This is a genomic window from Halotia branconii CENA392, assembly GCF_029953635.1.
GTDB lineage: Bacteria > Cyanobacteriota > Cyanobacteriia > Cyanobacteriales > Nostocaceae > Halotia > Halotia branconii.
The window spans coordinates 4,668,023-4,688,364 of record NZ_CP124543.1; the positions used below are offsets into that span (position 1 = coordinate 4,668,023).

Consider the following 20,342-nt stretch of genomic DNA (forward strand, 5'->3'; position numbering starts at 1 on the left):
AACCCAGCAAATTAAGCTTGTCGCGCTAGTAGTACTATGTCCCATTAATTTTGCGGGGTAAAATAACGAACCGCCAAGGACGCAAAGTACACAAAGGAAGAGAGAAATAAGAGAAATTGAAAAGTTGATTAACCTATCAAAACTTTTGCGACAGACCAGTAGGTTGGGTTAAGCGCAGCGCAACCCAACATGGATGAAGGTGTTGGGTTTCCTTACGTCAACCCAACCTACGTAGGGTCTGCTGAATAATTGTAAAACGCAGAAAAATCAATGCTTTCGGGCTATTTTTGTAGAAAGAGGTGCAACAAAATACGGGTATCAGGCTCAAAAATCCTATATGAGGAATTGATTGAGTGACTAAAAATTACTTGATACTTGAGTTTGGACTAATCTGCATTTAGCAGGAATGAAGAGAAGGCAAAAGAAAGTTACCCAGCTTTGTTAGAGGCTGAGTTAAGTGGAATCGTTAAAAAAGAAGCAGAAACTAAGCAGCAGTTAGATTAGCGTTCTTAAGTGATTCTTCGGTTTTAGGTTTTTTAGATGCGTGTTTTTTGACAGTGAGATAACGGGGACGTTGAGGTGGCTGATGCCCTTGGGCACGCCCAGGTGATAACCCTTGAGTTTTCGGGGGTTGAGCAGGAGTGCCAATAGTGGCTAAAATTAGAGGAAAGGCTTGTGCTACACGTCCTGGAGACAGTTTATCCTGAGTCGATTGCCAGGGCAAGGGGGAATCAATACAGGCAACTCTTGCGAACCAGAGTTGCCAAGTTAGCAGGGGCATCAAGTCACTCCATCGCTCTGCGGCCCGAGTAGAACTCAATTGAGGCTGTGTCCAATATAACCTCTGCTTGGCAAATCGATACCAATGCTCTAAAGCAAAGCGGCATAGGTATTTTTGCCAGAGATTCTCTAATGGAGGCATTGTCTGACCCAACCAAGCTAGCCATAAAGGTTGAAACTTCCGATTACGTCCTACTGGTTGGAGTACCTCGACGCGAATGATTTCCATTGCCCGGTTTGGGGACTGAAGGAAATGAAATCCACTCCAACGCATTACTTTCACTCGACCAACTTTCGGGTCTTCAACTTCCAGAGTTTCAGTTGCCTCTGGCCAAGTTTGGGGGTCATTGAGCTTAAACTTGTGACCATGTTTACATGGTGCGCCTCGTCCTTTATAAGTACCGGGTGTACCCCATACACATCGGTTAGATGCTAAACGCAACAATAGGTCTGCGTTAATCTCCTCCGTGGCTTGGACAAATTTGGCGTTGCCGTAGCCTCGGTCATAAGCTGCAAGTGGTCTAGTGCCTAACTCACGGGTGACAAGTTTTAGTTGGAATGCGGCTTTACTCGTTGGCGTTTCAAAGGTGGTTATCCGTTCATGTTTCAACGGTAATGCCCAACTCCCATCCGCCTCTGGTATCCACGCTAACGTACTGTAACTTTGTCCGATGCCTATGCTCCCCCCTCTATCCCCATGAAAAGTTCTTTCTTTTAGTGTCTTCGCTTCTGGTCTTGCCCAAAAGCTATGATCTCCTGCTAGAAATGGCTGTTCATCCGTCTCTACCTCCTGTACCAGTAGCTTCATCAGCAACATTTTCGGTGGACGACTATCATGTAGTGCTGCATAAATGCTCGACCATTGCCGTCGAAATACTGGGCTTTGTGACAAGCTTACAAATGATGGGATACTCGGACTTGTCAATACTGCATCCATCAATTCAAATACTGCATCTTTGGCCTTCCCCAAACTATCGTAGATACCTTGGCGGAATTTTTCTAGTTGTGTCAGGATCATCACGTCAATGATTTATTGATTACTTTCATTGACTTTACGGCAGTCAGTGTTACTGCTGACTGCTTTTCTCTAGCTTTTTAGTCCAAACTCCAGTTGATAATAGGATGAAACTATTGCCTGTTGCCTATTGCCTACCTCAACTAGAGGACTTTTTCAGCAAGCCCTACGTATCTGTCGCATTCTTTTCGGAAATTGGTATTAGTTATAATTCCGCATCTGTGCAAAAAGCATGAAACCCTCTTTCCCCCTGCCCCCTGCGGTCTTAATAACAAGTATTTAACCAAACACGATATTATTTACTTACTTGAAATTTTGCATATTCTCCTAACCATTCGGATTTAGGGTTGAAAGAAAACCACAGCATCTCTAATAATCCCCAAATAATACTTTTGCGAATCAGAGATTGTCTTTGTTGCATTCGCTTACGACGTTCTTCTGCAAAATATGCTTCAGCCGTCATGTCTTTAAGTATTTCAACTCCTAGAGTTGTTGATACCTGTTGATGCCATTTCAGCAAAGATTTTAGTAATTCGGATGGTGGATGGTCAAAACGCCTGACTAAAATGCGAGGCTGGCGAAGAAAAGCATACCAAACTTTATCTGTGCTGGGGTTAGAGGGAGTGTTTGTTACTGCTAACAACCACCGCTTTTCTAAACGACAAGAAATACTACAGAACATTGGCAAACTTCCAACCTGACCAACTTCTGCAAAGCAGGATTTCTCAGGATGTGCAAATAATCTTGCCATACCTGGGGCAGAAGAAAAAGTGTAGTCTATCAACTGGACAAACCCAAGTTTTTGCAGTTCAAAGGTATAAAAACTTAATTTTTCATGATCGAGTTGTGGCCATGATTTAGCTTCAGTAGCAATAAATTTTACAGGAGACACAGCCTGGAGCAAAAGTAATTTAGTAACGACTTCCATTAAAAGAATTAAAGGCAAGATCAACAAAATTAACTTAACGATAGAAACAGAAAGCCCCATGTCAATTAAGACTTTGTGCAGCCAAGGAGAAAAGAGGTTCCAAACAGTTATAGCTCCAGCTATTGAAGCCCACGTTAATATTCTACTGTTAGACATTTTTGTCTCTAGGGTAGGTATCAAGTTTTATGATTCCCAGAAGACTAAAAAATCTTAAACTTCATTTGTTGAATCAGCTATCTGCCACATGCTGATAGTTTTATCAGTACATCCACTGACTAACATTTCACCATTAGGAGTAATGGCAATGGATGCAACTTTACCTAAATATAGGACTCCTGTTTGATTTTTGAACACGATTCAGTACATATCTATCCCTTCTTAACTGTTCCCTGTTTCCTGTTTCCTGTTCCCTACCTACACAAATAAATTCGGTAATCAAACCGGATTACTATATTCGGTTAAGGTGTAACTAAGTTCAGAGGATTTTAAGGTATGTTGTTGTTTAAGATGAGCGATCGCATCTAAAAGTTTTTCAACATCAATAAAGTTCTTCTGCTGTATTCATAGCTTTTTACTATTCTTGCGGCGAACTGCAAAGAAGATTCCCATTAAAGATAAAGCAGCGAGACTGGTAGGTTCTGGAATCGACATTGGTACATCAGAGACAGTTATTTGGCCTGCTACTACCTCACCGTTGTCACCGACTTCTCCAATGTAAAGATATAATGGACTAGCTGTAGAAACAGGGCTTGTGAGGTTAAAACCAACTTTACCGCCATCACCTAAACTAACAAATCCAGAAACACTAGAGTCAGTTGTAGAATTACCATCGAAACTTTGCAGTGTAGCAACTAAATTATCAATATTGCTACCAGTAGTACCAAATAAAAGTGGATCGATAGGAGGGCGTTGATTTCCTCCCATCAACATAGTTCCCGCTGGACTAAAGTCAAACACATTTAATTCTGTAATACTGTTGACGTTGGCAGCATTATTAATCAAAGTGTTACTGAGTTTGATGGCATCTAAATCAAAGCCACTAAATTTGCCAAAGAAACCACCTGTACCGCTATTGCTATCCGTAATATTGATAGAACTAATATCAAAGCCAATATTAGATAAATCGGCACGGTAAACAGCTGTTCCTTCAGGATTACCACCAGTCAAGCCAGATAACTTAGTAAAAGAAAGATCAAATGTTCCAGCTGTAGCACTTTGAGCAGACATCAAGCTGATTGCTACAGTAGCCGAACCAAGAGTTAGAAACTTAGAACTAAGTAACACACTGAGTATTTTCATGAGTTCTAGATACCATGTTGTAATGTGCGCGGATTCTACATACCTTTGAATAGGAGCTTAAGGGCTACTTGAGGTTATTGACTAGATAGTTTCTCAATTTTTACAAAAAGTTCGTTAATATTATATAAGTTTTTTATTTAAAACTTATATTTAGTTATAATTACTGCATCTGTGCAAAAATCAGGAAACCCTCTTTACCCTCTGCTCCCGGTCACTGAGCGTCTTGTACTGAGTTTAGCCTGAGCGAAGCCGAAGTAAGCCGAAGTGCTGCCCCCTGCGGTTTTAATAATAAGTCTTTGACCAGACACGATATGAGTCGTAGTGCCAATGCCACCTTGATGCGCGATCGCACAGACGCGAAGAAAGATCTGAGAAAGTGTTAGGGGGCTAGCTGTAACAATCTGATAAAGTCTTTCTGCTCAAAGTAATTGCATCGCTTCTTGATGCTGTAACTCATTTTGATGGACATAACATAACAATCCTAACGTATCTATAAGCACAAACTGACCTTACCTCTCATACTCACTTGCATAGACTCTTGCAAGACTGTTAGATATGCTCCATGTACCGTCACCAGAAGTTCAAGCCACCTAACGTTCCCATTATGCCGCTTCAATCTTCGTTTTCATCTGCAATATCAACCTGCCTGTTATTGATGTGCCTCCATATACGCTCGTAACAATTGATTGATCTGTGTCTGATAGCCTCGCCCTTGAGACTTAAACCACTCCAACACATCGCTATCAACGCGGAGTGTAACTTGAGCCTTGGCTTTTGTAGCAGGTAAACCTCGTCGCACTACTGCCTTAGCAAACATTTCGGGTGTAATCTCTGGAGAGTCTGACAAATCAATATCCTCATCACTCATTGCATCTAATCGTTGCCAATCAGTTTGAGAGTTGCTCGAAGTAGGTTTGTTGTTCATATTTCGTTGCTTTCCTTGCAGAAATAATACGAGTGCAATCCTCACGTTCTGTAATGTTGATTGTGATTAACCTAGCAAGTAACTTCAAACTACTGTCCCAATCAAGGACTTGCGGCATAACGTTTTTGAGTACAAGAAAGTATTTTATCAGGACTTACGTAAAAATAACGTAACTCCGTCATTACGAGCGAAGCCGAAGCCGCGAGCCGAAGGCGTGGCGGGAAGTAATCTACCCTAACGCTGGGATTGCTTCCCTACACTCCGTTCCGGTCGCAATGACAATATCGGCGTTGCGTAAGTCCTATTTATGAATGATACGTTTTTGAGTACAAGAAAGTATTTTATGAACGATTAAAAAAATGTAAAATTCTTGTTTGGTAAGGTGCATTAGCAAAGTATGCACCTTACTAAAGTTGCAAGTTATGCGATCGCCTGTCCTACTACCTTACGGGGTTTTTTGCAGATCGGGTCTTTCTTCTGGGACGATCGCATCTGCTACAGGGCAAACTTGGATACATATACCACAATCAATACAGGTGGCAAAATCAATCCAGTACCAGTCGGTTCCCTTAGTATTTTTGCCTGGGCCTTCATGAATACAAGCTACTGGACAAGCATCTACGCAGTCAGCAACACCTTCGCAAATGTCAGTAACAATTGTGTGCGGCATTTATCGATTCCCTCTCTTTTGAATCAGCTGTTTCTAGCCTAGCAGGAGCAGGGGGGAGGCAGGGAGTAAGATCTGCTCTCTAGATTTGGGCATTGCTCACTTCATTAGCAACAATTCCAATTAAATTCAACTGGCTCAAAATTCCTGTTGCTTGAATTATTTCAGCTTGGCTTACCTGACCAATACGCCCCACCATGATGATTCCATTAGAAAGAGCTGCTAAAATTCTGGCATCTACCGTGCCTAAAATTGACGGAGCATCTATCAATACTAAATCATAAATTTGCTCAAAGAACTTGATTAGTTCTGTCATTCGCTGAGAACTAAGCAACTTGACGGTATCTTCTGGTGTCGGGCCAGCAGTCAAAATATCAATAGCAGGATGAATTGGCTGGATGTAATCTTGAGCGTCAGAATTTGCCTCATCGACTAATAACAAAGATAATCCCCAGTCATTAGATAGATTAAGAATTTTGTGCAGATGAGGATGCCTGAGATTGCCGTCAATTAATAGTACCCGTCGATGCATGTGGGCAGCACTAGCAGCCAGCCCTAAAGCCAAGGTTGTCTTACCTTCCCCAGTTTGGGCTGAAGTCAACATCAAAGACTTGCAGGGAAAGGGATAATTTAATATTTGAATGTTTTGGTAGACCATATCCAAGGTTTCGTGACAAGGCAACCAAGTGTTAGCTTCTACCAAAGAAGGAGCTAAGTTTCGCCGCTTGTTCATAGACAGACTGGGAAGGCGCTTTCTAGGACTACGTGATGCTAGTTTTGGTATTAATCCGAGCAATCGCAGATTTGTTAACTGTTGTAATTCTTGTACAGAACCAATGGTGCGACTAAAAATTCCCCAAGTTAAGGCTACTGCAACGCCTAACAGTGGCCCAATTACTAGACCTCCAACTAAAATCAATAATCTGTTGTCATTTGTGGAGGGTTGCAAATGCGGTTCTTCTAACACCTGCCAATCAAACCCTCCTTGAGCAATTTTCAATCCCAAAGACTGCTGTGTTTGTAGCAGTTGCTCAAGAGTTTTACGCTGAGTTTCTACTTCTGGTAATAAACGGTTATACTCTGCTATCAGGCTGGGGTATTTGCTCAGTTCTGAACGGATTCGCTGTTCGGATGCCGCTAAACTTTTTTCATTAGCAATTAGTCCTAAAGAAGTTGTCTGCAATTGAATCAACTCTTGCAGTAGTTGCGGGTCAACTCCTACTATTTGCCCAGCTGTAATTGGTGATTCTATATTACTACTAGTTTTATCACCTAGCGATCGCTCTACTTCAAGCCGTAATAACTTTAGTTGACTCTGGCGTTGCTGTTCTAGTACTTCTATTTTTGGAGATGCTTCTGTATAGCGCAACCGTTCTTTAGCCAGAGCCAGTTCAGTCTTTTGCATCTCATTTAATAACGACTGGTAGCGAACTGACTTATTTAAACGTGCAGAAATTGCTGCGTTTTTGGATGAAACTGCCATTTTTTGCTCTAGGCTAGAATAGCGGGCTTGTACATCTTGCAGCTGGGCGCGAGTACTTTGTAGCTGCTTTTGAATATCACCTAGAGATTCTAAGAGGATTTTACTTTGAACTTCTGGATCTAGTAAATTATGCTTTTTGCGAAACTTTTCTAGATTTATTTCTGCTTGATTTAAATCTTTTTTAACTTTAGGTAAACGCGCATTAAAAAAAGCAAGTCCTTTTTTTAGACGCTCTTTTTGCTGCTTAATGTTATATTCCTGATAGACTTTCTGGAGAGCTTGAAGTACCCTTTGGGCTTTAACTGGATCTGCGTCATTAAAAGAAACTTCAAATACTTGACTAGAAAATTGATTAACTTCTTTACTATCTTCTAATTTAGTCACTTTTAGAGGTGTTTTTTTCCCATCCTCTGTTTTTCCTTTTATCTTTTCTGACGTAATATTGGGATAGTCAGGACGCAGCAAATTTATAGCTTGATCTATTAACTTAGAACTCAGCATCAATTTCATCTGAGCATTATAGTCAACTTCTTGAAGATTGGAATCTGTTAATCCAATATTTGCATCTTTTTGGATATCGTTTAACTGTGGCTCTTCATATAAGTTGGATTGTACCAGTATTTGCATGTTGCTCTGGTAATTCGTTTTTTTATTAACAGCTAAGAAGCTAGCAATTGACATGACTAAACAAGAAACACCCAAAATCAGAAAGCGCTGGCGAAGTAAAGTTGCAGATATTTTTTTGATACGACTCGCCTTTGGTGAAGAGTTAGTAACTAGTCGCTCTTGACTTAGATTCGTGTTAGCCACCATTAAAACCCTCGAATGTCGAAACAATATGTATGAGAAATTATGAGAAATATTTGGAAGATGAATTTTGATAATCCTATAGACACAACAGCATACTAAATGTTTCCCTAGTTAGCTATGAAGATTTTTTACAATGATTATTTAAGAAGCAATTGATACATATTGTTTTTGTTTATATTAAAAAGCTCTAGCAAAATGGTAATGTTGTTATTTAAATTTTGAGCATTAAATCAAAGATTGCCAACTTTATTTTCTCATCTTTAACATATCATCACTAGTCAGAAAAACCCTAATTTAACAATAATTGTTTATTATTTATACAATTATGTTTAATTGCTATACCAGTATTAAATAATGCTGCGATCGCAAAATCATTCATTTGATACTTTTGACAAAATATAGTATATAAACATACTCCCATATAAATTATCAATGTTACTTAAAATTATAATATTGAAACTCAAGCTGGGGTTTTACAAGGCAAATAACAGGAAATTGAAAATATTTCTAATTGTTTATTCTTAAGTTACTTAAGTAAAAAATAACATATAAACGATTGCATATTTTCTTAAATAACAATTAAATAATTGCAAGAGTTTTGTATTATAGATGTATAAATAATCATGATTGAATATAAAACTGTGTAATAAAATCAAACGGCTGTAGTATTTTTTGATATCTATAAAAAATAAATAATAGTATGTTTTTCAGTTTATATTTGAACTTTTAAATGAAGATTTGGTAAACTTATTTAATCGTTTCCGGTTCAATAGTAGCAGCGATCGCGGTCTTAGTTAGTCGGAGTAATCTATTCCCAGTTCAAACCCTGACATCAGTTAACTCTACTTGCCGTCGTCTGGGAACCTCATAAGTCATGAAATCATAAGCCATGTCTGTATTAGGAAAAATTGCCCGAGCTTCCAAAAGCAGATCCTTCAAGTCCAGGGTATTGCCAGGAGCATAGCGAGGACTAAAATGAGTCATAAGTAATCGCTTTGCTTTAGCAACTAAAGCTGTTTGTGCTGCCATCGTAGTTGTAGAATGTAAACGCTGAAAAGCTAAATCTGCATCTTGATGAGCAAAAGTAGCCTCATGAATTAACACATCTGCATCCTGAGCTAGTTCAATAGCACCCTCACAGTAAACTGTATCTGTACAATAGGCAATCTTGCGACCGATTTCTGTAGGACCACATAGATTTTTGCCATTAATCACTCGCCCATCGGCAAGTGTCACCGTTTCACCGCGCTTGAGTTGACCATAAATGCGACCAGGAGGAATTTGTAAAGCCTTGGCTTTTTCCACATCAAAGCGTCCTGGTCGGTCTTTTTCTGCTATGCGATAACCGAAAGCTGGAATGCGGTGATGCAAAAGACCACAGCTAACGGTGAACTCATGATCTTCAAAAATGACACCGGGGCGGACAGTATGAACTTTGACGGGATAAGAAAAATGGGTATGAGAATACCGTAAAGCAGCTTGGATATATTCATTTAATCCAGGTGGGCCATACATATCAACTCGTTCCACATTACCAGCCAAACCGCAACTAGCAAGAAGTCCCATCAAGCCAAAAATATGGTCGCCGTGCATGTGGGTAACAAAAATTCGGGATAGCTGACTACTTTTAAGGTCACTCCGCAGAATTTGATGCTGAGTACCTTCGCCACAGTCGAATAACCACAGTTCTGCCCGTTGGGGTAGTCTTAAAGCAACGCTAGAAACATTGCGCGCTCTTGTGGGTACACCAGAACTTGTCCCTAAAAATGTTATCTGCACAGCGTTTTTTAGCCTTACCTCTTGCTCAATTTGACGCTTTGTCTTTTATAATCATGCAATTTTTTGGCGTGCAAAGCTGGAAGCTAACACTAGACTGAACCAGACAATTAATTCAGCTTATTGCCTATATATTCTAGATTGTCTGCCATCTATAAGCTAGTACCGCTGCGCGTAAGTCATATCGTGTTCGGGTAAAGACTGATCATTATAGCTGCGCTTAGAGCGCAAGCGGTAGCGACGTAGGAGCGTCATTACTAATTAGTAATTATTTGGTCAACCACCTCAAAACTCAAGCACTTAACACTAATTTGTATCCAGCAATATTAAAAATTAATGCGACGATAGATTTCTGTTAAGGCAATTTCTACATTTAAACTGTGCAAAAAGATCGCTCTCTCAAGGTGAGAGTGAACTTGCCATAGCCAACGATCATTACTGTTACTATCAAGGTTGTGATACTGCTCAATGTAGGGTTCAGTTTGGCTGACAAGTAAATATTCACAAAAGCCGCCAATAGAGCGATATTTTCTGAACTTGTCGCCTCGGTCATAAGCTTCGGTAGAGGGCGATAGAACTTCGATAATGAGCAAAGGATTGAGGATTTCATCATTGCGATCGTCATTAAATTCTGGTTTACCATTAAATCGGTATAAGTACCGCACTGATATTCAGGAATCCAAACTCGCAAGTCGCTGTTATACAGACGAAAATCGGTGTCTCTCAGCAAAAATCCCAAGTAAATTAATAAGTTGCTAGCGATGTCTCACGACAAGCCGCTTCGCGTCTACGCACTGTGGACTTCTGAACCTCCTGACATAGTAATAATCTCCCCGTCCCGGTATTCATGACGTTCTGGATTAGTTTTCTCCATAGCCCGATATTCGTCTAATGTCAGGCGAGTTGTTATTACATCTGAGGAACTGGTATCAGCAAAGACCACAATCAAACCTCTGGAATAATTAGCTCTAAAACTATTATCAGCAAAGGCAGGAAGAATTACCAATACGATCAATTCCTAAAAACAAACGATGCTTTTGTAAGTGCAATATCTCAGTATTGAAATAATTCTCCTGTAAAACGGGAAACCTATTGTTATGCCAGTTAACAGTTATGAGTTATCAGTCAAAAGATATTTGATAACTGATAACTGGTTTTAATGTAAGTCCCGAATAGGAAAATGCTCAAAAAATCTCTGCTGAAGTTTTTGGTTTTGCCCTTTTCTCTAGTTCCCTGGCTATGCGTGGGAATGCTGTTCGATTCTCAGGCTAATGCTTTACCAGGGCAAAGTACTGAAGAAGTAACTACTTGGATGAAAGCCCATCCCACATTACGCTCCCGTAGTGGGGAACAACTGTATGTGCAGAAAAGTGATACAGCTGCCCAGCGATTTACATTTCAAGCATCGGTGTTGCCCCCTGGTAAAGTGGTATTTACCAAAGACCGGGGTAGAATCCGCAGTGAGCGTTTGGCTATGTATGATGCCATTAATGGTATGTCATTTCAACGTCTCCAGGAATCCTTACGGGTGATTTATGGCTTAAATATCTATCAAGATTTTGATCGCGCTCAGGTGCTGTACGAATATCCTAGCCAGAGTACTGTTAACTCTGCTCGTCATGCCAAAACTCCGATTCGGGAAGCTTTACGGGGAGAATTGCGTGTAGGCGATCGCTATGCCTATTGGATGGAAATTGCCCAACCTAAAACAGGCAAAGCCTTCACGGGTCAAATGACAGTTTTACTCAAAACTGATTTAGATAAATTAGAAACTGAATTACGAACTCGTTAATTAAACAAGGAAAGGATGAAATTTTTAAATTTGTCATCCTTCTCTTCCCCATGTCTAATGCCCCATGCCCACTTGCCCTGAGCGAAGCCGTTCGACGGAGTCGTTCCCGAAGGGTAGGGATGCCCCATGCCCAATGCCCCATATTAAAATTTTCCTAACACCCCAGAAGGTGGAGTTTGCCATACACCAGAAAAAATACTTTCAGTCGCTAGAGAAATTCTTAACAAATCTTCCTTTAACAGTGGCGGCCAATCAACTCCAGCTTTGCGCCCTGCAACAAATATCTGTTGGGCTTTAACACCTAACTGATAAAGAGCAAAAGCCAATTCTCTATCAAGACTAGAATCTTCTTTAAGACCTTCAAACACCACTTTTAACGCTAATAAAATTGAGGTAATCTGACCGGGTATTGGCGCTTTTCCCTGCTTCATACGCATTAACAGGGCATCTGGGTTTTCCTCAGTTGTTAGCGTTTGAGCAATTAGGAGTTTGTGAGCTGTTTCGTAATTCATTTATTCAGCTTAAGCTTAGGGTAAATTTTAGCACAATAAGTATATTTAGTTACCCACTATTTCATGCCATAGCATAGAACACAGAATACACTAATCTAGCCCCATGCCCCATGACGGCAGTTGCTCCACTTGGGGGAAACACGCCAGTTCCTTCAAGTCGGGAAACCGCAAGGGCGGACTGGCTCCCCAAGACCGCACTACCTCCCCCATGCCCCATGCCCCTAACCCCTATCAATTTGTCTAACCACTGTTAACGCCGAATAACTTACCCCAGCAGTACCTTCCCCTGGATGCGTGGAGTCACCAACTAACCACAGATGATTGATAGGTGTACGATTGGCAAAACCAAAGGGGCCGAAGGTAGGTATTCTTTGGCCAATACCGCCAACTATACCGCGATCGCGGGCTGTAAAATGGGCAAAGGTGCGGGGTGTAGCAGCTTCTTGATGAATAATTGTTTCTGGTTTCAAATAGAAGTATTGGTTAAGACGAGCGATCGCCTCTTGAGTATACTTTTGTTTGAGTCCTTGATAATCTTGGGTTTGCCACCACGGCGTAGGATCGACAAAGGAAGAAGCGATAATTGTAGCTTTACCCTCAGGGGCGCGACCATCTCCAGGATGACTGACGGAGACAAACAAGGAATTGTTCTCGCCAATGGGGCCGTTGGCATCGTACATAAATTGTAGATGGGGCGGACAATCAAGAGGAATGGCACTCGCATCTACACCCAAATACACTACAAACGCGCCTGATGCTGGGGGCAATTTTTCTACCCGATGTTTATAGCCAGAGGTCGCTTGTGCTTTTAATAGTTGCGTTAAATTCTGCACAGTGACGTTAGCAACTATATAGTCAGCGGCTTCTGTCCACACTTCACCAGTTTTCTGATTTCTAATGACTACAGCATTAGCTTTGCCATTTTCTACTTGAATTTCCTCGACTGTATGGCGCATCAACAATTTACCATTGTCTCTTTCTAAAGCTTGCACCAGGCGATCGCTTAATACTTGCATACTACCTTGGAGGTGAAATAACCCTTGGGGTAATTGGGATACACTCAAAGCGGTTGCGGCATACAGCAATGCAGTTTCATTTGCATTTACCTGAGAATACAACTTTAGTTGCAAGTCCAAAAATGTTCTCAGTCGTTGGTCATTTCCTAAACCAAATAACCGTAAAGCATCTCCTACCGTCAAGAGAGTGAAGGGTGCGGTAATTAATGTACTAGGACGCACTGCTTGAATTAGCTGCCCCAAATCCCACAAATTACGCGGCGGTAATATAGGGTCGCGTCCTTGAAATTCCCAACTGGCATTAAATAATGTTGCCATTAACTGCCAAAAGGGTTCGCTACCAGGAAACTGTCTTTGCCGTTCCTCTTGCCATTTTTCTGGGTCGCGCCAAACGTTAATAGGGATACTTTCCCCAGGTAAATACACCGCACAAGCCGGATCACAAGGCGTTGCTGCTGGTAAATCTATTGCCAATTCTGAGAAAATCCGGTGATGAATCCCTCCTGGCTCTAATCCTGCTACCTGAGTTGCTCCCACATCAAAGGTAAATCCCTGGCGTTTAAATGTGGAAGCACAGCCGCCCGGTACAATAGCTTGGTCTAGGATTAAGACACTGTAACCTCTACGAGCTAATAATGCCCCAGCAGTCAGTCCGCCGATTCCTGCACCAATGACGATGACGTGAGGTTGATTTTTGTCAATAAAGACGTTAGACATTGATATTTATATTTACAAATTTTAATATTACTATTCATAATTTTATCGGGTAATGGCTGTAGAAAGCTAGTATGCGTCCTAGCTGCACATTTTTTAGTCAAAATTGTCATTACAGCTAATGTTCAACTATCCTTTTGCTGAAACTGGCTGAATAACCAAGTTCCAACTTCAGATTGACTCGTTTCACGGCTACGGCGTAAGGCTGCTTCTACAATTGCAATTACCAATCCTGGTAAAACCTGCGATTCTTGAATACGTTTACTACCTTGGTCTGCCATAGTGTATGCAATGATTTGGACATTTTGCACATCTACTACCCAGTACTCAGTAACGCCTAATTCTTCGTAGAGGCTTCGTTTTGTACCCAAGTCATCCAGTAGAGATGTTTTTGCAATCTCAATCACTAAATCTGGTGCAGGGTAGCGATCAAGGTTGACAATTCCTGTATTAGTTGGGATAGTTTGGGCGTATTCTCTGAGGTAATACGCTACATCAGGCTGACAGTCCTGAACTTTAGTTTTCCGAAAAGTAGTTGTGTCTAAACCTGTGGCTAAAATTCCTTTAAGTGTGGCAAATAGACTCACAGCAAATATAATTACTACGTGGTCATGACCATGATCAAAACTAACTGGTGGCATTTCCAGCCTTATATGTCCTTTGTAGTAATAACTTTTCGCCTTATCGGTCTGTAGTTGAGTAAGTACCTGCAAATATTCTTGCCAAGAAGCAGGAATCCATACATCTGTAGGTAACTGGGTTTGAGGTTCACTCATTGTCTAACCCTTTTGCCAGTAAGCTATATCTCTTGTAACTCACATTCCGAGTTTTTTGCTCGGTACTTTGACATCTGAAGTCCGATGTTCGAGTTTGGAGGGTGAAGTTTCAGGCTTTGAAGTCAAAGTTTCGAGTTCAAAAGTGCAACGTTGGTGTTCTGAAGGTGAAACTTGGAGTTTAGAAGGTGAAGTTTCGAGCTTTTTGCTCGGATGTTGGTGTTCTGTAGTGGAATTTCCAAGTTCTGAGGTTGAATGATGGTGATTGGAAGGCGATCGCTGATAATAATCAAATCTTCTAGCTAGATCTGTAGGTAGTTTTTGCCATTCTTCATCAGGGACTTCAGCAGAAATTTGCGCTACCAGTTCCCAAATAGGAAGAGCATCGGGGTCAAAAGAAAGTTTGTTTAATGTTGATATTTCGCTGAACTGGATGATAGTTGATAGGTTTTCAAAAGCATCTGACGGAGATACTGGCGTATATTCTGGTTGAAAATTTTGTTTTACCATTTTATTGATTTTACTTGCTTGTTCTATATCTGAGTTTGGATGATAAGGGTTGGGGTACGATCACTTGTTAGCACAAAAGATATCAAGCTATTGTTTCTTCTTCAATTTTGGAGTTAGATGTTCTGGAATATTTTCTAGCTCAATTGCATTACATCCAAATTTATAAGCAGTTTCAATAGACTTTCCAGCCCCTAGAGCGTCATAAAATCCCATAGCAAACTTAATTGCAGCAGTGTCTCCAACTGCATTATTCATTCCAATTACATGGTCAATATGCTGAAAAATAGCCTCTGCTTGCACTTCAGAATAGCAAGCATTAAGGAGAACACATTCGACGTGTTCATTACATAATTTAAATAAATTTGCTAGAGCCTCGTTACTCACTAGTTTTGATTGTCCATTCTCATCTTCTATCACTAGTCCTTGACTACCTGATCCATGTCCGCAGAAATGAACAATTTGTGGTTCGGTATCTAGTAAGGCTCGACGTAAATCATCAGTCTGAACAGCCCATCTTTGCTCTAATTTAAATTGATCGCGTTTTTGAGCTCGACGTAACCCCTCATCAATTTCGCGCACTTCTTTATCAAGACGTAATCTTGCCTCATCAACTGGGCTTGATGCCAGGATAAGAATTGTCTTCATAGTGGGTGATTCCTTTATATTTATAATCTGGAGAATTTGCTCTGGTCTAAATGATTGTCGTTCCCAATTTTCGCGTCGCATAATATTTTTGGCATGAAACAAAGTTCTTGTCAGCCATGTTAATTCAGGAAACTGATTATAAATACGCTCAATTTCAGTACAAGCCTGAGATGTGCCAGTGTCTCTCAGTTGTGTGAGAACACCATCTCTCAATTCAGCAACGCTTTCTCTAACACCAATATTATGAGCAAGAACTTCATTACTGTGATCGGGATCTTCAAAATGAGGATACTGCCAAACTAGCCAGATGTACAAATCAGCTAGTTGTTTTTCAGTCAGATTTAAATCAATACCACGCACATAGCGGTTAGTGACTGCTTCAAATACTTCTCTTCCAAAATCTGTATCTTGTTCAATAACTGACCAAAGAACTGCCCAACTAATAGGTTCTGCATACTCGACTAATACCTTAGCTGCAACTAAAGCTTTTTGATGTGCTTCTTCTTCTAAAGGTAAGGGAATAGAAACCAGGGATTGAGCAAACTGTCGAGCTTCAGTTGATTTTTTATTTAAAAGTTCTTCAAGTAATTGCTCTAGACATTCAGACTTAATTGCAGTATCTCTAGCCTTTTTTATAAGAACTGCTTGGAAACGCTCATCCCAGCATTTTTCAAATTTATGAAGAATAAGTATAGGATTATCTTTCTTATTTTCTTTATCAATAATTGATACTAGCGTATTCAGAGTTTCGCTAGGAGCTTTCAGATATGACCACTTTATTAGCTCTTTATAAAATTCTTCTTTTTGGCTGTTGTAAGGATAGCCAACGATAATAGATGCCCATCTTTGCCATATATGAGATGATAAAGTCTCTAAAGTTTCTGGGCGTTCCTGCAAAAGTAACAATAAAGCTTTAAATCCTGCTGATTCTGGTTCGTAAAACGTGTTTGTCTCTATCCAGTCAGAAGCTAATTGACTATATTCTTCAATGTATTTTTTAGCAGCATTAATGATTCTCTCACGAGTTTTGACATCGGCTTCTTGCCATCCAGGGAGTTTTGTTAAATCTAATTCAAATTTATGTTTATAAAATTCACTGTCTGGCTCAAGCATCATCTCCATATTTAGTTGCCACCAAGCTGATAAATTTCCTGACTCTAGCTGCTCCAGAAATATAATAATTTGCTCTTTGGGCGATGGATATAAAAGAGGTTTTTGTCTAATATTTTTCTCTTCTTGTCTTCTTTGATATTCAGACCTCAAATTCTCAGCTTTGTAAAACTCTTCACGCAATATATTATTAGTCTGTGTAGCTGTGAGGATAGCATCTCTCTGCTTTAAATCTTGATGATTGAATTTCCACTGTATTAATTCTACCCAGATTCGTTCTTCTGGAGTATCAATATTTTTGAGTTTTTCAAGCATCCAATAAATATCTTCTGTTAAAAGGATATCTCTTGTTAAGGAATCTAATAAAAAATATATATCTTCTCCTGATTGTGCAACTTTTATAACTGATTCTTCAATAAATTTGTGTCGTTTATCAATATCATTAATGACTAATGATTCAAATTCTTTTTGAAGTTCATTGCCAGAAGTTATAATTTTCTGGTATTCTCTCCACTGTATTAAAGCCACTTTAGTAAAACTTTCTGCAATATCAGGAAAATCAAAATTTTGCCATGCTTTTAGGAGTATTGCATCTGCAAGTCTTTCAAATGGGTGTCTAAAACTTCTAAGACTCTGCTTTTCAAGCCAGTTAAGAGCCACTAGTAAGTCAGTTGGCTGGAGTTTTTCTGCAAGTTTAAAGTCAAGAAAGTCTCGATACGCTCCCATAAAATTTCTCCGTTTATGCGGAGTTAGAACCTTAAACAATTCTTCTGCGGTCAGATTATCTGGCCAAACTGCTCTTAAAGTATATCCTTTCAGTTGGTCATTCTCATCTTCTGGTAATTGATTAACAGCTAGTAGTTTTAACCTCATTTTTGTACTGGTATTCCCAACTTTACATATTGCTTTTGCAGCACTAACTCTGAGATTTATTAATTGGGATGAATCAAGTGCTACATTTACTAACTCTTCTTGAAGTTCATTTACTTCACAAACTTCAGCAATATCTATTGCTGCATCTCGCGCCTGAAGTGGTTTGCTAGAATCTTGAATATATGGACTTAATTGCACAGTCAATCCAGAATGTTTAAGTTTTCCGTATCGAAAATAATTATCTCTATTTAAATCAAATAACTTTCCTTGCTCGTAATGTTTTAATAAGCTATCAACTATCGCTGCTCGAACATCTGCATCTGTTGGTATATCGCTTTGCAACAATACATCAGGATCTGTTTTCATAATTTCCTGAAGTACATCATTTCTCATACTAGCTAACCACGCTGATGTCTCATGAAGTTGAGGTATTAACTTACGTTCAGGATCTTCAGGTGAAACAAACAGTTGCATTATCCTATTCAAAGGTGTTTTATGGTGATATAAGTACCATGCAGCAAGAAATTCAGCATAAGTCTGGTGGGCGAACCCGATTCGATGCTGTCCACGCGAAGAAAATAACTCTGTAATCGATAAAATTTCTTTTTTAATGCACTTTTCGTCAAAGGAAAACTCTTGCTGATCAATATGTTCTTTACCTATACACAAATTACCAATAGCAATATCAGTCTTAGGCATATCCCCGTATTCTGGATTGATCCAGATAGCAGACTTATTGGAAAATAAAAGCAATGCAGCAATTCTACCTGCTATAATTAATCGCTTTTTGGCACTTAAACTGCCAATATTGTCTGAATCACGGCGATCTGGGTTAACTTCTTCACACATTTGTAAACAGCCTTCTTCGTACAAATCTTTCTGAGAAGAAGGAAATCGTCCGTTTTGGTAAATACCCAAAAGAAATTTTAATGTTATTGGCTTGATAGCAAGAGGAATAGCATTTTTGTTGAAAACTTCCTGTAAAAAATCGTCAGAGTTTATCCTACTCTTATTTGCTTCTTCAATTACATTTTCTCGAAGTAGAGGAGCTAGCTGGTAGACTCCTACATTAGTTTCTTCCCACTTATCTTTTAGCTTTTGCTCCAAGTTGCTTGACCAGTCAGCCGTTCTGCAAGTGATCCGAAAATATAGACGATCACAAGGTAGCTTTTCTATTTCACGCTTGAGAATAATGACAATTTTACGGATGCAAAGTAATCCTTCATCTAGGCTATCTAAAAAAAGATATAGTTTATGTTTTCCTCTAAGCCAAGCCTGAAACTTTTCGTCGCGGAAGATTGCATCACACAGATCCCTATCTGATTCATAGTTAATAAGTTTGAACCACAAACAACTATCTTCTGAACCACTAAGCCTCTGACTGATTTGAAAATATGCGTGTTCGGCTGCTGTAGTTTTGCCCATACCAGCTTCCCCTAGCAGCACCAAACATGGCTTTTCTAAGATGGTATCAAAAGCAAGTAATTCAGGATTAGATATATGTCCCCACTTTTCTTCAGGATTGCATAAATAATTGCCGCAAGCGTAATTGAGATTTACTGATAAGGGATACCAGAACCGTTTAAATTTGTAATCTTGACTTGGCATTGTTACTGGCAAAAAGCTGAGAACATTTTTACTATATTAACTTCACTAAATTTTAAGTGTTTACGTTTTAGTAATGAGCATTTTTGTATAAAATACTGCTGCGATCGCCTTGTTCACTTCACTCTTCAACCTTTGAACTCGAAACGTTGAGCAATTTACTTAAAACGTCAACTCCAGAACACGAAACGCCGAGCAATTTACTCAAAAAATCAAGCTCAGAACACGAAACGCCGAGCAATTTACTCCAACATCCGAGTTCTGAGCTTTAACGTTGCACCTTTTAAGTGCAACTGTCGAGTTATTTTCTACAACGTTGCTGCTTGAGGCTTGGATTTCCGAGATTTACGGGCGAATCTTTGCCCCATTTCCTCAACTACTGCTACCGTAATCTCTGATTTGGTGTAGGTACGTCACTCAAGAGATTAGATGGTATGTGGAAGCTAATTATTACAAAAAAGGCTTTCCTTGAATCTGTAAACGACCCTTCCATATCCATAGAAGCGACCTAACATGCTTCTTGAAGCAGATGAAGATCCGCTATTATTAAGGCAAAGAATTTAAAGGCACTCATGACACTGAGGATCGTGGCTGAATCTGCTCCTTTAAACACCAATGAAGATGGTGCAATTCTTGTTGGAAACACTCGCGTTACATTGGATACTTTGGTAGCTGTCTTTAAGCAAGGCACAACGGCAGAGGAGATTGTTTATCGGTATCCGTCGCTGAATCTAGCTGACGTTTATGCCACGATCGCCTTTTATCTCAAGCATCAATTGGAAGTAGAAGACTACTTGCAACAGCGGCGGCAGCTATCACAAGAGGTTCGCGCCATGAATCAAACAAGATTTGACCCACAAGGTTTACGCGATCGCTTGCTTGCCCGCAAAACACAACAAGAAGCATGTTGAAGCTGCTTGCTGATGAGAACTTCGATAATACGATCATTCAGGGAGAGATGGAAGGTCAAATTCAGTATCTCTCCTGGTGAAGCGTTCTAACAACCTTGGAACTCGAAACGTCGAGCAATTTACTCGAAAGTTCAACTTCAGAACTCGAAACGCCGAGCTTTTTACTCAAAAAATCAAGCTCAGAACACGAAATGCCGA

Annotated in this window: 17 protein-coding genes; 2 read left to right on the plus strand and 15 right to left on the minus strand. The window is 39.9% G+C overall.

Annotated features, from left to right (window positions below; translation table 11 throughout):
• Window positions 1–484 precede the first annotated feature (484 nt).
• The 10 genes from QI031_RS20500 to QI031_RS31765 all read right to left on the minus strand — a co-directional run bounded on the left by QI031_RS20500 (window position 485) and on the right by QI031_RS31765 (window position 10,689).
• On the minus strand, window positions 485–1,798 hold the full coding sequence (locus QI031_RS20500; protein WP_281481499.1) for an NF041680 family putative transposase: 1,314 nt from the start codon (window positions 1,796–1,798) through the stop codon (window positions 485–487).
• Window positions 1,799–2,090: 292 nt separating this feature from the next.
• Window positions 2,091–2,879 (minus strand): hypothetical protein, encoded by a 789-nt coding sequence (locus tag QI031_RS20505; RefSeq protein WP_281481500.1) that lies wholly within the window; start codon window positions 2,877–2,879, stop codon window positions 2,091–2,093.
• Between the two features lie 54 nt (window positions 2,880–2,933).
• Complete coding sequence (locus QI031_RS31755) at window positions 2,934–3,077, minus strand: hypothetical protein (protein ID WP_425525976.1); 144 nt, start codon at window positions 3,075–3,077, stop codon at window positions 2,934–2,936.
• 207 nt (window positions 3,078–3,284) lie between these two features.
• On the minus strand, window positions 3,285–4,022 hold the full coding sequence (locus tag QI031_RS20510) for a PEP-CTERM sorting domain-containing protein (RefSeq protein WP_281481501.1): 738 nt from the start codon (window positions 4,020–4,022) through the stop codon (window positions 3,285–3,287).
• 649 nt (window positions 4,023–4,671) lie between these two features.
• Window positions 4,672–4,947 (minus strand): BrnA antitoxin family protein, encoded by a 276-nt coding sequence (locus QI031_RS20515; RefSeq protein ID WP_281481502.1) that lies wholly within the window; start codon window positions 4,945–4,947, stop codon window positions 4,672–4,674.
• Window positions 4,948–5,392: 445 nt separating this feature from the next.
• Window positions 5,393–5,617: a ferredoxin family protein gene (locus tag QI031_RS20520; protein ID WP_281481503.1), complete on the minus strand. Its 225-nt coding sequence runs from the start codon at window positions 5,615–5,617 to the stop codon at window positions 5,393–5,395.
• Window positions 5,618–5,696: 79 nt separating this feature from the next.
• Window positions 5,697–7,910 carry a GumC family protein gene (locus QI031_RS20525; RefSeq protein ID WP_281481504.1) on the minus strand — a complete coding sequence of 738 codons (2,214 nt, stop codon included), beginning with the start codon at window positions 7,908–7,910 and terminating at the stop codon, window positions 5,697–5,699.
• 816 nt (window positions 7,911–8,726) lie between these two features.
• Window positions 8,727–9,686 carry a ribonuclease Z gene (locus QI031_RS20530; protein WP_281481505.1) on the minus strand — a complete coding sequence of 320 codons (960 nt, stop codon included), beginning with the start codon at window positions 9,684–9,686 and terminating at the stop codon, window positions 8,727–8,729.
• A 323-nt stretch (window positions 9,687–10,009) separates the two neighbouring features.
• On the minus strand, window positions 10,010–10,348 hold the full coding sequence (locus QI031_RS31760) for a Uma2 family endonuclease (protein WP_425525977.1): 339 nt from the start codon (window positions 10,346–10,348) through the stop codon (window positions 10,010–10,012).
• A 122-nt stretch (window positions 10,349–10,470) separates the two neighbouring features.
• Window positions 10,471–10,689: a hypothetical protein gene (locus QI031_RS31765; protein ID WP_425525978.1), complete on the minus strand. Its 219-nt coding sequence runs from the start codon at window positions 10,687–10,689 to the stop codon at window positions 10,471–10,473.
• Window positions 10,690–10,863: 174 nt separating this feature from the next.
• On the opposite strand from QI031_RS31765, the gene QI031_RS20540 reads away from it, so the two are divergent.
• The gene (locus QI031_RS20540) at window positions 10,864–11,475 is read left to right on the plus strand and encodes a hypothetical protein (RefSeq protein ID WP_281481506.1); all 612 of its coding nucleotides are present in this window, start codon (window positions 10,864–10,866) and stop codon (window positions 11,473–11,475) included.
• Between the two features lie 143 nt (window positions 11,476–11,618).
• On the opposite strand, the gene QI031_RS20545 is transcribed toward QI031_RS20540, so the two are convergent.
• The 5 genes from QI031_RS20545 to QI031_RS20565 form a co-directional block, all read right to left on the minus strand.
• The gene (locus tag QI031_RS20545) at window positions 11,619–11,987 is read right to left on the minus strand and encodes a Dethiobiotin synthetase (RefSeq protein ID WP_281481507.1); all 369 of its coding nucleotides are present in this window, start codon (window positions 11,985–11,987) and stop codon (window positions 11,619–11,621) included.
• Window positions 11,988–12,208: 221 nt separating this feature from the next.
• Window positions 12,209–13,720, minus strand: a complete 1,512-nt coding sequence (gene crtD, locus QI031_RS20550; protein WP_281481508.1) for a C-3',4' desaturase CrtD — start codon at window positions 13,718–13,720, stop codon at window positions 12,209–12,211.
• A 122-nt stretch (window positions 13,721–13,842) separates the two neighbouring features.
• Complete coding sequence (locus tag QI031_RS20555) at window positions 13,843–14,493, minus strand: Uma2 family endonuclease (protein ID WP_281481509.1); 651 nt, start codon at window positions 14,491–14,493, stop codon at window positions 13,843–13,845.
• 39 nt (window positions 14,494–14,532) lie between these two features.
• Window positions 14,533–15,000 carry a hypothetical protein gene (locus QI031_RS20560; RefSeq protein ID WP_281481510.1) on the minus strand — a complete coding sequence of 156 codons (468 nt, stop codon included), beginning with the start codon at window positions 14,998–15,000 and terminating at the stop codon, window positions 14,533–14,535.
• Between the two features lie 87 nt (window positions 15,001–15,087).
• On the minus strand, window positions 15,088–19,053 hold the full coding sequence (locus tag QI031_RS20565) for a CHAT domain-containing protein (protein ID WP_281481511.1): 3,966 nt from the start codon (window positions 19,051–19,053) through the stop codon (window positions 15,088–15,090).
• Window positions 19,054–19,805: 752 nt separating this feature from the next.
• On the opposite strand from QI031_RS20565, the gene QI031_RS20570 reads away from it, so the two are divergent.
• Entirely contained in the window at window positions 19,806–20,144 is a 339-nt protein-coding gene (locus tag QI031_RS20570) for a DUF433 domain-containing protein (RefSeq protein WP_281481512.1), read from the plus strand.
• Window positions 20,145–20,342: the final 198 nt, after the last annotated feature.

What these genes read in the sequence shown, in the direction of transcription:
- QI031_RS20500 (WP_281481499.1), bottom strand. Translation starts at nt 1,798, where the DNA reads ATGATCCTGACACAACTAGAAAAATTCCGCCAAGGTATCTACGATAGT.
- QI031_RS20505 (WP_281481500.1), bottom strand. Translation starts at nt 2,879, where the DNA reads ATGTCTAACAGTAGAATATTAACGTGGGCTTCAATAGCTGGAGCTATA.
- QI031_RS20510 (WP_281481501.1), bottom strand. Translation starts at nt 4,022, where the DNA reads ATGAAAATACTCAGTGTGTTACTTAGTTCTAAGTTTCTAACTCTTGGT.
- QI031_RS20515 (WP_281481502.1), bottom strand. Translation starts at nt 4,947, where the DNA reads ATGAACAACAAACCTACTTCGAGCAACTCTCAAACTGATTGGCAACGA.
- QI031_RS20520 (WP_281481503.1), bottom strand. Translation starts at nt 5,617, where the DNA reads ATGCCGCACACAATTGTTACTGACATTTGCGAAGGTGTTGCTGACTGC.
- QI031_RS20525 (WP_281481504.1), bottom strand. Translation starts at nt 7,910, where the DNA reads ATGGTGGCTAACACGAATCTAAGTCAAGAGCGACTAGTTACTAACTCT.
- QI031_RS20540 (WP_281481506.1), top strand. Translation starts at nt 10,864, where the DNA reads ATGCTCAAAAAATCTCTGCTGAAGTTTTTGGTTTTGCCCTTTTCTCTA.
- QI031_RS20545 (WP_281481507.1), bottom strand. Translation starts at nt 11,987, where the DNA reads ATGAATTACGAAACAGCTCACAAACTCCTAATTGCTCAAACGCTAACA.
- crtD (WP_281481508.1), bottom strand. Translation starts at nt 13,720, where the DNA reads ATGTCTAACGTCTTTATTGACAAAAATCAACCTCACGTCATCGTCATT.
- QI031_RS20555 (WP_281481509.1), bottom strand. Translation starts at nt 14,493, where the DNA reads ATGAGTGAACCTCAAACCCAGTTACCTACAGATGTATGGATTCCTGCT.
- QI031_RS20560 (WP_281481510.1), bottom strand. Translation starts at nt 15,000, where the DNA reads ATGGTAAAACAAAATTTTCAACCAGAATATACGCCAGTATCTCCGTCA.
- QI031_RS20565 (WP_281481511.1), bottom strand. Translation starts at nt 19,053, where the DNA reads ATGGGCAAAACTACAGCAGCCGAACACGCATATTTTCAAATCAGTCAG.
- QI031_RS20570 (WP_281481512.1), top strand. Translation starts at nt 19,806, where the DNA reads ATGACACTGAGGATCGTGGCTGAATCTGCTCCTTTAAACACCAATGAA.